Origin of the sequence: Planococcus notacanthi, assembly GCF_030407825.1 — a bacterium.
Lineage (GTDB): Bacteria > Bacillota > Bacilli > Bacillales_A > Planococcaceae > Planococcus > Planococcus notacanthi.
On sequence record NZ_JASDCQ010000001.1, the window covers coordinates 602,598 to 614,888 of the forward strand.

Below are 12,291 nucleotides of genomic sequence, written 5' to 3' on the forward strand. Positions count from 1 at the left end.
TTTTTAATGGATTTGGCGATAAACGCCTACAACTTTACCAAGAATCGATACTTGGTCTACAATGATCGGATCCATCGATGAATTTTCAGGCTGAAGACGGAAATAATTTTCTTCTCGGAAGAAGCGTTTAACTGTTGCTTCATCCTCAGTCGTCATTGCGACAACAATGTCCCCATTATCCGCGGTCTGCTGCTGCTTAACCACTACATAATCTCCGTTCAAAATTCCGGCTTCGATCATACTTTCACCCATGATCTCCAGCATGAAGATGTGATCATCTTCAGTGCCATAACTTTGCGGAAGCGGGAAATACTCTTCCACGTTCTCAATTGCTGTAATAGGAACACCGGCAGTTACTTTACCGATTAAAGGAACATGCAATACCGGACTTTTATCGATTAACGCTTCGTCAGTGCTTATTACTTCAATGGCTCTCGGCTTGGTTGGATCCCGTCTGATCAAGCCTTTGCTTTCAAGACGTGCTAAATGCCCATGTACAGTCGAACTGGATGCAAGACCGACTGCCTCACCGATTTCGCGTACGGATGGCGGATAGCCTTTCAGCCGAACTTCCTCTTTTATAAATGACAGAATGTCTTCCTGGCGTTTGGATACTTTTTTCAACAGTTTCACCTCATTTGAGTAATTCTACTTGATTTCTACCAATAGTATACCAACTCGGGCATTGAAATGCAAACATAGGTTCGAATTTTATTCTTGACAAAAACACCTGTTCGCATTAATATGAGAACATACATTCCGAACATAAATTCTTAGGAGGCGGTTCAAATGACATTCATTCGACAAAATTCTTATCTTATCGCATTTTTCTCATTAATTGTGGTATTTACTTTTTACGCAATACTGTCCCATAATACAAACAGTACATCAATGAGCCAAGTTGAAATAGAAGAAGGCGACACGCTTTGGACTTTAGCTGAATCTTTCAGTGGCGCGACTCCCCATCATGAATGGATAGAGGAGATTATGAAAGAAAACAACCTTTCTACTCCAAAAATCATTGCAGGACAATCCCTTAAGATTCCAAGCGACCAATTGAAATTTGCTCCTGATGAGACCATTAAATTTGCAGGTGATGCTGAATGAAGAAAAATGCATTAATTTATTGCCGTGTCAGCACGACCAAAGATACGCAGGAATCCTCCCTTGAGAGACAGGAAGAAGAACTGATGAAATTTGCGTTTGAACAATCTTATAAAGTGGATGGTGTATACACCGATCAGCACAGTGGATACGAAATGGATCGTGACGGTCTGCTTGAAATGCTTAATTGCATCAAGGCAGAAAAAATCGATGCCGTTTTTATTCAGGATGAAACGCGTTTGGGCAGAGGGCATGCACGTATTGCTCTTTTGCATGTCATGAAGAAATATGGCGTGGAAGTTTATACCTTATCGGATATGGGGCCAATAGCCCTTAATGATATGGATGACATGGTGCTTGAAATTCTGGCAATCGTTGAAGAATATCAGCGCAAAATACATAATGCCAAAATCAAGCGGGGCATGAAACGCGCTGTGGAAAATGGCTATAAACCGGAAAAAAATCTAAAAGGCAAAGGCAATCCTGATGGACGGGAACGCTTGGATTTGCCTATCGATCAAATTGTCAGCCTGAAAACCAATGGGCTGACTTTCAGTGAAATTGCTGTAACCCTGCAAGGATTCGGCTACCAAGCGAGCAAGGCGACGGTTCATCGGCGATATAAGGAATACGAAAAGCTGATGAAAGACTAAAACATTGCAGAAACCTTACTTTTTTTGTACCATATGAAAAGAAGAAAGGTGGATGTCTATGTTATCACCAGACAAATTAACTAGAATTAATGAACTATCACGTAAATCGAAAACGACTGGATTATCCAAAGAAGAAGCAAAAGAACAATCTTCTTTGCGCCAGGAATATTTGCAAACGTTCCGTAAAACGATGCGTGGAACAATTGAAAATGTAAAAGTAATTGACCCGAATGGGAACGATGTAACACCAGAAAAGGTCAAAAATATTCGAGAGAATAAGTATTTGAATTAAATACTTATTCTCTTTTTCATTGTATTCTTTTCTATTGTTGACTAAACTAGAAAGGGATTATATTTTTGTTTGAGAGAGGATGTTACTATGTCAACCCACGCAGATCAACTTGCAGTGACAACAATTCGTACACTTTCCATCGATGCAATCGAAAAAGCAAATTCTGGTCATCCAGGATTGCCAATGGGCGCAGCTCCAATGGCATATACTTTGTGGACTAAGCATATGAACCACAATCCAAAAAATCCGGATTGGTTTAACCGTGACCGTTTTGTGTTATCCGCTGGACATGGTTCCATGCTTCTATACAGTTTGCTTCATTTAAGCGGCTATGGTTTAGAAATGGATGAAATCAAAAACTTCCGTCAATGGGATTCAAAAACACCTGGACATCCCGAATATGGCCACACTACAGGCGTTGAAGCCACGACCGGTCCACTTGGACAGGGAATTGGTATGGCGGTCGGTATGGCAATGGCTGAGCGTCATTTAGCAGCTACTTACAATAAAGAAGGCATGAATATCGTCGATCACAACACTTTCGCTTTATGCGGTGATGGAGATTTGATGGAAGGCGTTGCCGGAGAAGCTATTTCTCTTGCAGGCCACTTGAAATTAAATAAATTGGTTGTTCTATATGATAGCAACGACATTTCGTTGGACGGTCCACTCGGCAAGAGTTTCTCTGAAAATGTTCAAAAACGTTTTGAGTCATACGGCTGGAACTATTTGCGCGTAGACGATGGCAATGTATTGGACGACTTATCAGAAAAAATCGCACAAGCCAAAGAATCTTCAGACAAACCGACATTAATCGAAGTCAAAACCGTTATCGGTTACGGAGCTCCGAACAAATCAGGTAAAGCAGACGCACACGGTGCACCGCTTGGTGAAGATGAAATGAAATTGGTTAAAGAATACTACGAGTGGACTTTCGATCAAGATTTCCATGTGCCGGAGGAAGTATATGAAACTTTCCAACAGGCAACTGAAGAGCTTGGGGCAAAAGCTGAATCACAATGGAACGAATTGTATTCACAATACGAATCAGCACATCCGGAATTGGCGGAACAATTGCAGATGGCGATCCGTGGAGATCTTCCAGAGAACTTTGATGCAGAGTTCCCGACATATGAATTCGGTAACAAACAAGCAACTCGTTCTTCTTCAGGAGATATGATCAATGCAATCGCTAAAACAGTTCCTTCCTTCTTCGGGGGAAGTGCTGACCTTGCTGGATCCAACAAAACGAACATCAAAGGCGCTGGCGATTTCGACGCTGAACATCCTGAAGGACGCAATATCTGGTTTGGTGTGCGTGAATTTGCAATGGGAGCAGCCTTAAACGGTATGGCTCTTCATGGCGGACTTCATGTCTTCGGCGGAACGTTCTTCGTCTTCAGTGATTATGTCCGTCCAGCAATCCGTCTGGCTGCATTAATGGGGCTTCCTGTCACTTATGTCTTCACACATGATAGCGTAGCTGTAGGCGAAGATGGCCCAACACATGAACCGGTTGAACATTTGGCTTCTCTTCGTGCAATGCCGAACTTGAGCGTTGTTCGTCCCGCTGATGCCAACGAAACAAAAGCGGCATGGCGTTTGGCGTTGACGGCGAAAACTACACCGACTTTATTGGTTCTTTCTCGTCAGGACTTGCCAATTTTGGAAAACAGCGCAGAACTTGCAGAAGCTGGCGTGGAGAAGGGTGCATACGTTGTGTCCCCTGCTGAAAATCCACAAGCGCTATTGCTTGCGACTGGATCGGAAGTTAGCTTGGCTGTAGCTGCACAAAAGCAATTGGCTGAAGAAGGAATTGCGGTTTCTGTCGTTTCAATGCCATCATGGGATCGTTTTGAAAAACAGGATAAAGAATACAAGCAATCCGTCATTCCAAGAACTGTCAAGAAACGCCTGGCTATTGAAGTCGGTACTTCATTCGGTTGGGATCGCTATACAGGCGACGAAGGCGATATTCTTGCAATCGACCGTTTCGGTGCAAGTGCACCGGGAGATCGCATCATGGAAGAGTTCGGCTTCACAGCTGACAATGTTGCAAACAAAGTGAAAAACTTAATCAACGAAAACTAATATGGAAGGGCTGTCCCAAAAGATCATGAAAAATGACTTTTAGTGGGCAGCCTCTTTTTTATTTGATGAGCAGTGGAAAAGGTGAAGTTTCACTTTATCCCGCTTTAACGGGCAGTATGGTCTCCTGCTTTGACAAGCAGGAGATCCACTGACCGTAAAAGTCCGATTGGTTCAACTAACAATCAGTAAGGGGGAGACCCCTACTGATTGAAGTTTCACTTTATTATTTTCCTCCTTATGGTCACAATTACTTTTTTATAGTATAATCCATTGTGGTGCACTACTTATTTACGCAACACGAAGGAGGTAACAAGAATGGATACATGGATCTGGATCGTAATCGTTATCGTGGCTTTACTCGCAGGTGTTGCACTTGGATTCTTTATCGCACGTCGATATATGATGAAATATTTGCAAGATAACCCACCAATCAATGAAGAAATGCTGCGAATCATGATGATGCAAATGGGACAAAAACCGTCTCAGAAAAAAATCAATCAAATGATGACTCAAATGAATAAAGCGTCAACCAAACCTAGCAAAACTGCTAAAAAATAAAAAGTACTCTTCGGAGTGCTTTTTTTATTTTGTTCGAATCTGCTATTAGAATTTCGGATTTCGGGTATTGAGCCAGTAAGATGCCAATTTTTGATGGCGGCTTGTATGCAGAAATCAAAGGAGGAATTCAGGATGGCGGAAAATGAAGAACTGTTGTTTTATTTACCGGTCATTGAAGAAGATGACAAGGAAGCAGGGAAGTTTCATCTTGAAAGCAATCAATTGAAAAAGGCTTTTCCCGTCTCATTGGATAAGATCGATGATTTGGTGAAAGATATGACAGATTATAGCTTAGATACAATCGAACTCCACGTTACCGGTATTGTAAAAAGTGGACCGATTACGGAATTGTTCATTGGCGCTGAAGGGCAGGCAGGCATGAAGTTGGTCCTCAACAAAAAGAAGAAACCATAATAAAAAGCACTCCGCGGAGTGCTTTTGTCATTTTACGATAGACACGGCCGAATTTGCTGAGATAGTGTGTAGGTCCTGTTGTTTAGGCGTCAGTAAATCATACTTCATCAGGAAATTTGCAACTGCCTCTTCGTATTGATCAGGGTTGCTGTTGAAAGATTGCGCATGTGCGCCTTCTTCAAACATTTTCAATTGTTTTGGTCCTTCTTTTAATGCATAAAGTTCCTCACTCATTTTCGCCAGGACAAAATCATCATGAATACTGTGTATGAAGAGCACAGGTTTTTTTATATTGGCTACTGTTTCCCTCGGAGAAACAGTAGAAATGGAATAGCCATCACGCATTTTCATGAACAAACTGGCGAGTCGCAGAGCCAAAGTTGTGCGCAGGGGAGTCGTGGTTTTCATGACATGCAGAATCTGTTCATAAATGTCGGAATAAGCGCAATCAGAGATGTAGAAATCTGCGGTGTCCTCCATACCGGCGTAAAGCAAAGTTGTAGCAGCCCCCATGGATTCACCGTGGATGCCATAAAACAGCTCATCACCAACATGCAGTTTTAATGCAGCTACGACAGCTTTCAAATCGATTTTTTCAAAATGTCCGAAACTGGTTGTTTTTCCTCCGGAATCTCCATGGCGCCGATGGTCATAAACCACCGAATTAAACCCTAAACGCTCAAACATCCGTGCGTACTTAAAAGAATTGACTTTCGTTTCGGTCACGCCATGGCAAATGATGACATAGCGATTAGTATCGTGAGGTTCGAGAAAAATAGCTTTTATCGGGTAGCCATTCTCGGATTCGATCCATTGCTCACTTTTAGGGACATTGGCATACCAGACTTCATCATAGCGTTTAGCGCTCGTTTCCCTTTCTAGAATCAGCTTTTCATCTTTTTTCTTTACATACATCAGCCGGTTGCTGGCGATAAATCCCGCAACTGTAGCTGTTGCTGTAAGGACGCTTGATATAATGGCGGAAGTCCAAAGCAATCTTTTTTTCATGGCATAAGCTCCTTAAGGTTGGTTTTTATATAAGGTATACATGCCTGTGGCAACTGGATTGGTTACGTGGGGCTCGATTTTTTCGATGGCTTGACATAAAAGATTCTCATCAATTCCTGTATCGATGCCCATCCGGTGGAGCATATTGACGACATCCTCTGTGGCGACATTTCCGGTTGCGCCTGGTGCGAATGGACAGCCTCCGAGGCCGCCTGCAGAAGCATCAAAACGAGTGACGCCAGCCTGCAACGAAGCCAGTATGTTGGCAAGGGCCATTCTACGGGTGTCGTGGAAATGGGCTGTTATCAAAACATCTGGAAATGCTTCGATTAGTTTAGTAAACAGTTCATAACTTTCCTTCGGATTCGCCATGCCAATTGTATCGGCGACACTCAGTTCGTCGACTCCCCATTCCACAAATTGGCGGCATAAATCCAGTGTCGCTTCCGGTGATACCGCTCCTTCAAATGGACAGTAAAAGGCAGTCGATATACAGGCGCGGACAAAGATGCCTTGTTCTTTCAAGTTAAGAATCAACGGTTTTAAAGTTTCCATGCTTTCAGCCGTAGTTTTATTGATATTTTTTTTATTGAAGGTATTGGAAACGCCAACAAAGACGGCGAGTGATTGAGCTCCAGCTTCGAGAGCTGCATTGATGCCGCGTTCATTTGGTGTCAACACGAATTGGCGCCCGGTTTTTTTCGTCTGTGTGACGATATCCCGGGCATCACCCATTTGCGGCACCCATTTAGGAGACACAAAGGATGTCAACTCCATTTCCTGAACTCCGGCGTCCTGCAAAGCAGCTATAAATTGAAGTTTATTTTCAGTAGTAACAAGTTTTCCTTCATTTTGGAGACCATCCCTTGGTCCGACCTCGATAATTGTTGCATTTTTTGGTAAACTGAACATAATATCCCCCCTGCTTTCCATTGTATATAGGGAAGGGATAAAAGAGCAACTAACAGACAATCACTCAAGGGGGAAAAGTACATGTCACAGGAAATCGTTATTGTAAGCGCTGTCCGTACAGCGGTAGGTTCATTTCAAGGGTCATTAAAAGACGTGCCGGCTACACAATTAGGAGCGATCGTCATCAAAGAGGCGATCGGACGCGCCGGGATTCAGCCGGAGCAAGTTTCTGAAGTCATTATGGGGAATGTTCTTCAGGCCGGGTTAGGCCAAAATCCAGCACGCCAGGCATCCATCCATGCGGGGCTGCCGGAAACTGTGCCCGCTATGACCATCAACAAAGTCTGTGGATCTGGATTGAAATCTATTCAGCTCGCTTACCAGGCGATTTATGCTGGGGATGCAGACATTGTCGTTGCAGGTGGAATGGAAAACATGAGCCGTGCACCGTATCTCATGGAAAATGCCCGCAGTGGATTCCGCATGGGGGATCAGAAAGTAGTCGACAGCATGCTCGTTGACGGCTTGACCTGTGCATTCAATGATTACCATATGGGAGTCACTGCAGAGAATTTATGTGATCGTTACGACATCACACGTGAAGAACAAGATCAATTCGCTGCCCGCTCACAAGCACGTGCCACCGCTGCAGTCGAATCTGGCAGATTTGATGACGAAATTGTGCCAGTGGAAATTCCCCAGCGCAAAGGAGATCCAGTTATCTTCAAGGCAGATGAATACATTAAGAGTGATTCCAATGAAGCGCGTTTAGGAAAGCTGCGTCCGGCTTTCAAAAAAGACGGTAGTGTGACAGCGGGCAATGCATCAGGCATTAACGATGGTGCAGCTGCAGTTGTGGTCATGTCCAAAGCGAAAGCGGATGAACTTGGACTGACGCCGCTGGCAACTGTAGTAGCAAACGGCAGTGCAGGAGTTGATCCCGCTGTAATGGGAATCGGTCCCGTGCAAGCTGTGAAAAATGCCTTGAAAAAAGCCGATATGGCATTAGAAGACATTGAACTGATCGAGGCAAATGAAGCGTTTGCTGCGCAGTCGATTGCGGTTGACCGTGAGCTGAAGTTTAATCATGATATACTGAATGTCAATGGAGGAGCCATTGCGATTGGTCACCCGATCGGCGCAAGCGGCACACGCATTTTTGTCACTTTGCTGCACGAAATGATCAAACGTGACGCTAAGACGGGATTGGCGACTCTTTGCATCGGCGGCGGCCAAGGGATCGCAACGGTTATTAAACGTCCTTAAGGAGAGAGAGCAATGGCTAAAAGAAAAGAAGAATCCAACAGTATGCTGTCTGACGATGTGTTGGCAAAACTGAAGGAAACGAAAAAAGAATTGTTGAAACACGAACAGAAGTTGGAAGAAGAAAAAGAAGCACAGCGTTTATTCGAACGCAAAGAACGCGAGAAGAATCTATCATTTGCTGAACTTCTGGAGCGCCATGGAGATAAAGGGAATAAATTTTAGTTTTAAAAAGGAACACAATAGTTCTTATATGAAAAGGCAACGAATCTACTCATCACAGCAGCCAACCTCGAAAATTGAGGTTGGCTGTTTCTGTTTCAAGAAATCGGGTGGTTTGAACTATTTCTGTTGAGGGCAGTGAAGATAACGTGATTTGAGAACCAGAGATAGAACGAAAATGATAAACGCCAATATTGCAGAAACAACAAGCGCTGTTTGTTCTCCGTATTTATCGATGATAAAAGTGTAAAAAATGGGTGAAATCGCAGACAACAAGAAGCCAGGTACTAATAATTTTCCTACGGTGGCTCCGTAAGTATTGTGGTCAAACAGAATCAACGGCAGGGTTCCACGCGTAATCGTCATCAATCCGTTGCCGGCTCCGAAAAGAAATGCAAACAATAAAGCAGCTATAAGGAACCGGCCGCTGAGAAGTCCGCTGAAAAAACCAAGGGGCAATATACCTGAAGCTAAAATTGTCAATGAAATAGGATGGAGGCGGGCGCCGAACAGAACTTCGCAGACACGCGCAAAGGATTGTCCTATTCCCCGGAGAGTTGAAATCCATACTGAAAGAGCGGCGGTCAAACCGAGGCCGGCAAGAATAGTAATCATGTAAGTCGACATGGCAGAGTTCAAAATATTTAACAGCGTGAATATCAATGCATAGAGGCTGCCTGCGACCCATCGTTCTTTGTCTGCAGTAATGACAGGAAGGAGAGAAGGCGGCAGCTCCTTTTTATTATTGAACCGCTGTTTAGGAAGAGATAGATGCAAAGGGATGGTTAAAAGGGAAAATCCCGCATAAATTAGAAGAGCTGCTCTCCATCCGAAAGCTTCAGCTAACATGAAACCGACAGGCCAAAAGACGCTGGAAGCCAATCCGCCCAAAAGAGTGATTTGTGAAATGGGGCGTTTTGCATGTATGCCACCTATACGCGCTAATGCTGCAAATGCCGCATCATAGAGAGTCAAGCGCATAGCAAACCCGAGCAGCACCCACGACACATAATAAATCCCAATAGAATAGGATAAAGCAATGCCGCTGCAGCCTAATGACAATAGGGCAGATCCCCCCGACATAACGAAGCTTCCGCCATAGCGGTCGATTAATCTTCCCGTCAGTGGAGATGTAATTGCCATAATCACTAAGGCTGTTGAAAATCCACCATAGACAGTCGTTTCGCTCCAGTCCAAATCAGCAGCGATCCGTGTCCCGAATACAGCGATCGAATAATAGGAAATTCCCCAGCAGATAAGTTGAGAGATACCGAGTGAAATAACAGTTCGGCGAGTGATCATTGTTTCACTTCCTTACTATTCCTTATCGATAAAGCCATTATAGAATTTTTTAAGGGGCTATGGTTAATTTATAAGGAATATCTCGGATGCTATTCGGACGAAAAAAAAGGAACCCGCGGCTGCAGGTTCCTTTTTGAAAATTAATGTGTTTCATCATATTTCAATGCTCTGTCCATGAAGACAGCAAACTCTGCTCTCGTGACGTCGGCTTTTGGATTGAATTTTCCATTAGTTGAACCGATGGTGATCCCAGCAGCGTACAAAGTATCGATATACTTATCTGACCATCCGCCCTTTTTAACATCTGGGAAGTTATGGGAGCCTTTTGCTTCGATATCAAACGCTGTTACTAGCACCTTAGCCATCTCTTCGCGTGTCAGCTTGCTTTTCGGTTGGAATAGGTTGTTATATCCTTCGAAAATTCCGGCACGTTGTGTTGCTGTGATTGCATCGAAATTCGGATGCGATTTCGGAACATCTTTGAACGCTTTATATGGAAGTTCATTTTCTAAGTCCACTGCGCGATCGAACATCAGTGATACATGTTGACGTTGAATTCCATCTCTCCATTTGAAAGTTCCGTCTGGATGTCCTTTAATAATGCCTTCTGCTGCCATGCGCTCAATTGCTTCGTAAGCCCAAGCAGGCTTTTCAGGCGTTACATCCGGGAAAGTTGGTTTTGTCGGTTCTGGTTTTGGATCTGGTTTTGGATCCGGTGCAGTTGAACCAGTCGTAAATTGATAAATTGGTGATTTTTCACTCTCGCCTGCCGCATTGGTTATATTCATGTACCAATGATAAACGGTGTTTTTGCTTAAGCCTTTCCACTCGGCAGAAGCCACTTCGCCTGATTTCAAGTCTTTATCCTGGCCGATAGCCTGGTCGGTATAGATGTTGACGGCCACATAATCCGTTTCGATTTGTCTAGGGTTGTCTTTTGCTTTTACATCCGCTAAATCGAATTGCGCTGTAAAGCTTTCTTTTGCAGGATCAAATTGTTCGAAATCATAATCATTTTCAAAAGGAGAGTATGATACAAAATCCAATGTTTCATCTGTTGGATCGAACGTCAGCTTCTTCAAATAGCCTTGTCCACGGTCAGGAGCAGTATTGCCCTGATGATTTGCCAACACTTCCAACACTTCACGTGTTGAGCCATCTTCATTTTCAACCTGTTTGACACGGTAGTTAGCGCCGTGATGATGGCCACTGAGGACCATTTTAACATTTTCATTAGGGACGACAATTTCTCTGTTGACCACTCGTGCTTGTTCGGTTACGTATTGTGCCAATGAATTGATATTCTCATGCATGCCGACAATGGCATTGCGGTCTGCATGCTGCTTAAGAACTTTGTTTGCCCAAGCGACGGTTTCAGCTGATCCATCTCTTCCGTAGCCAAGATATAGAAAAATGAAATCATGATCGCCGAAAGAAAACAAATCGTAATGGTTTTGATTTTCTTCGTTCATTGCTTCACCAAACCACGATTTGTCTTTAAAGCGATCGATTCCAGCGTATCTCGCGAAAATGGAATAATCATAAGTTTTGTTGAGGGTGTCGATTCCTACATCATGGTTACCGGCTAGTACCCCATACGGAATGTTGGCAGCATCGAGCCGATCCAAGTTTTCCTCTGCAACTTTCCATTGTTCCTCATCGATTACATTATTGACAAGGTCTCCGGTATGCATGGCGTACTCATAAGTTCCTTTTTTGTATTCGTCGATCATCCAGTCTGTCATGGATGTCCAGACTTCAGGGAAATCCTGTGCATAGTATTGGGTATCCGTAAACCAGACCATAGAGAAGTCTTCATCTTTGGAATCTGTCAGCGTTCCGGAATCGTGGACCATGGCCTGAACTTTTCCATCTTTGACGAATCTCTCTTTATCAATTTCAGCTTTCAGGACAATTTCTTCGCCCTTTGCATTTCCTTCCGCCTGGTTCAAAGCGACCCAGTTGCCCGCTTTATAATCCCATGCTGAAAGATTGGCTAAACCACTTGCCAAAGTTTTTCCTTCCCAATACAGCTGGATCGCGTTGCCGGCTGCCAAGTCCTTGGAGACGTCAACTACAAAACGTTGAGAAGGAAAGCCGTTGCTGCTTTTGGTGACGGCTGTTTTTCCGTCGTCAGCTGCCATTGCTTTTATTTGTTCACCCGTTAAAGGAGTGGCATTTGTTTGGATCGGCACAGTAATCGGGTTGTCGGCTGAATCATTTGCAAAGCCGGTTATCCCTTTGCCTGCAAAATCATATTTGAATCCTTTTTTGAAATCGACGGTTTTGATGCCTGCCCCTGTTGAATCTTTTACAATAGCCTCTAAGGTGGGTGTAAGGCTGACATCTTTTGAGTAATTAGCAGGCTTTACCTGTTCTGGTTTTTGCGGGGCTGCCAGTGGAGTTAACGAAACACTGGTTAGCACTAAAGCTACTGCCGCTGTGGTGGTGAAAAACTTTTTAATCATCTGT

Annotated in this window: 13 protein-coding genes; 8 read left to right on the forward strand and 5 right to left on the reverse strand. The window is 43.8% G+C overall.

The window, feature by feature from the left end; genetic code table 11:
- Nucleotides 1-3: 3 nt before the first annotated feature.
- A complete protein-coding gene (lexA, locus tag QMA01_RS02800; protein ID WP_191714173.1) occupies nt 4-624 on the reverse strand; it encodes a transcriptional repressor LexA in 621 nt (206 codons plus the stop codon).
- A gap of 165 nt (nt 625-789) precedes the next feature.
- Here lexA and yneA point away from each other — a divergent pair, with 165 nt between their 5' ends.
- The 6 genes from yneA to QMA01_RS02830 all read left to right on the forward strand — a co-directional run bounded on the left by yneA (nt 790) and on the right by QMA01_RS02830 (nt 5,112).
- A complete protein-coding gene (gene yneA, locus QMA01_RS02805) occupies nt 790-1,107 on the forward strand; it encodes a cell division suppressor protein YneA (RefSeq protein ID WP_203339456.1) in 318 nt (105 codons plus the stop codon).
- The gene (locus QMA01_RS02810; RefSeq protein ID WP_290214240.1) at nt 1,104-1,757 is read left to right on the forward strand and encodes a YneB family resolvase-like protein; all 654 of its coding nucleotides are present in this window, start codon (nt 1,104-1,106) and stop codon (nt 1,755-1,757) included. Before yneA ends, QMA01_RS02810 begins: the two co-directional genes overlap by 4 nt.
- A 58-nt stretch (nt 1,758-1,815) precedes the next feature.
- Nucleotides 1,816-2,049 carry a DUF896 domain-containing protein gene (locus QMA01_RS02815; protein ID WP_191714505.1) on the forward strand — a complete coding sequence of 78 codons (234 nt, stop codon included), beginning with the start codon at nt 1,816-1,818 and terminating at the stop codon, nt 2,047-2,049.
- 87 nt (nt 2,050-2,136) lie between these two features.
- On the forward strand, nt 2,137-4,140 hold the full coding sequence (gene tkt, locus QMA01_RS02820) for a transketolase (RefSeq protein ID WP_290214241.1): 2,004 nt from the start codon (nt 2,137-2,139) through the stop codon (nt 4,138-4,140).
- Between the two features lie 315 nt (nt 4,141-4,455).
- A complete protein-coding gene (locus QMA01_RS02825) occupies nt 4,456-4,698 on the forward strand; it encodes a YneF family protein (RefSeq protein ID WP_191714177.1) in 243 nt (80 codons plus the stop codon).
- 132 nt (nt 4,699-4,830) lie between these two features.
- On the forward strand, nt 4,831-5,112 hold the full coding sequence (locus tag QMA01_RS02830; protein WP_191714178.1) for a hypothetical protein: 282 nt from the start codon (nt 4,831-4,833) through the stop codon (nt 5,110-5,112).
- A 27-nt stretch (nt 5,113-5,139) separates the two neighbouring features.
- Here QMA01_RS02830 and QMA01_RS02835 read toward each other — a convergent pair whose 3' ends face one another.
- Nucleotides 5,140-6,120: an alpha/beta hydrolase gene (locus QMA01_RS02835; RefSeq protein ID WP_191714179.1), complete on the reverse strand. Its 981-nt coding sequence runs from the start codon at nt 6,118-6,120 to the stop codon at nt 5,140-5,142.
- Nucleotides 6,121-6,132: 12 nt separating this feature from the next.
- Nucleotides 6,133-7,032: a hydroxymethylglutaryl-CoA lyase gene (locus tag QMA01_RS02840; protein ID WP_290214242.1), complete on the reverse strand. Its 900-nt coding sequence runs from the start codon at nt 7,030-7,032 to the stop codon at nt 6,133-6,135.
- Nucleotides 7,033-7,113: 81 nt separating this feature from the next.
- On the opposite strand from QMA01_RS02840, the gene QMA01_RS02845 reads away from it, so the two are divergent.
- Both QMA01_RS02845 and QMA01_RS02850 read left to right on the forward strand, forming a co-directional pair.
- Nucleotides 7,114-8,298 (forward strand): acetyl-CoA C-acetyltransferase, encoded by a 1,185-nt coding sequence (locus QMA01_RS02845; RefSeq protein ID WP_191714181.1) that lies wholly within the window; start codon nt 7,114-7,116, stop codon nt 8,296-8,298.
- A 12-nt stretch (nt 8,299-8,310) separates the two neighbouring features.
- Nucleotides 8,311-8,520 (forward strand): YqkE family protein, encoded by a 210-nt coding sequence (locus tag QMA01_RS02850; RefSeq protein ID WP_191714182.1) that lies wholly within the window; start codon nt 8,311-8,313, stop codon nt 8,518-8,520.
- A gap of 117 nt (nt 8,521-8,637) precedes the next feature.
- Here the strand turns inward: QMA01_RS02850 and QMA01_RS02855 are convergent, their stop codons facing one another.
- Both QMA01_RS02855 and QMA01_RS02860 read right to left on the reverse strand, forming a co-directional pair.
- Nucleotides 8,638-9,819, reverse strand: a complete 1,182-nt coding sequence (locus tag QMA01_RS02855) for an MFS transporter (protein WP_290214243.1) — start codon at nt 9,817-9,819, stop codon at nt 8,638-8,640.
- Nucleotides 9,820-9,959: 140 nt separating this feature from the next.
- Nucleotides 9,960-12,287: an S-layer homology domain-containing protein gene (locus QMA01_RS02860; protein WP_290214244.1), complete on the reverse strand. Its 2,328-nt coding sequence runs from the start codon at nt 12,285-12,287 to the stop codon at nt 9,960-9,962.
- Nucleotides 12,288-12,291: the final 4 nt, after the last annotated feature.

Excerpts from the sequence above, each read along its gene's own strand:
- yneA (WP_203339456.1), top strand. The coding sequence starts at position 790 with ATGACATTCATTCGACAAAATTCTTATCTTATCGCATTTTTCTCATTA.
- QMA01_RS02810 (WP_290214240.1), top strand. The coding sequence starts at position 1,104 with ATGAAGAAAAATGCATTAATTTATTGCCGTGTCAGCACGACCAAAGAT.
- QMA01_RS02815 (WP_191714505.1), top strand. The coding sequence starts at position 1,816 with ATGTTATCACCAGACAAATTAACTAGAATTAATGAACTATCACGTAAA.
- tkt (WP_290214241.1), top strand. The coding sequence starts at position 2,137 with ATGTCAACCCACGCAGATCAACTTGCAGTGACAACAATTCGTACACTT.
- QMA01_RS02825 (WP_191714177.1), top strand. The coding sequence starts at position 4,456 with ATGGATACATGGATCTGGATCGTAATCGTTATCGTGGCTTTACTCGCA.
- QMA01_RS02830 (WP_191714178.1), top strand. The coding sequence starts at position 4,831 with ATGGCGGAAAATGAAGAACTGTTGTTTTATTTACCGGTCATTGAAGAA.
- QMA01_RS02835 (WP_191714179.1), bottom strand. The coding sequence starts at position 6,120 with ATGAAAAAAAGATTGCTTTGGACTTCCGCCATTATATCAAGCGTCCTT.
- QMA01_RS02840 (WP_290214242.1), bottom strand. The coding sequence starts at position 7,032 with ATGTTCAGTTTACCAAAAAATGCAACAATTATCGAGGTCGGACCAAGG.
- QMA01_RS02845 (WP_191714181.1), top strand. The coding sequence starts at position 7,114 with ATGTCACAGGAAATCGTTATTGTAAGCGCTGTCCGTACAGCGGTAGGT.
- QMA01_RS02850 (WP_191714182.1), top strand. The coding sequence starts at position 8,311 with ATGGCTAAAAGAAAAGAAGAATCCAACAGTATGCTGTCTGACGATGTG.
- QMA01_RS02855 (WP_290214243.1), bottom strand. The coding sequence starts at position 9,819 with ATGATCACTCGCCGAACTGTTATTTCACTCGGTATCTCTCAACTTATC.
- QMA01_RS02860 (WP_290214244.1), bottom strand. The coding sequence starts at position 12,287 with ATGATTAAAAAGTTTTTCACCACCACAGCGGCAGTAGCTTTAGTGCTA.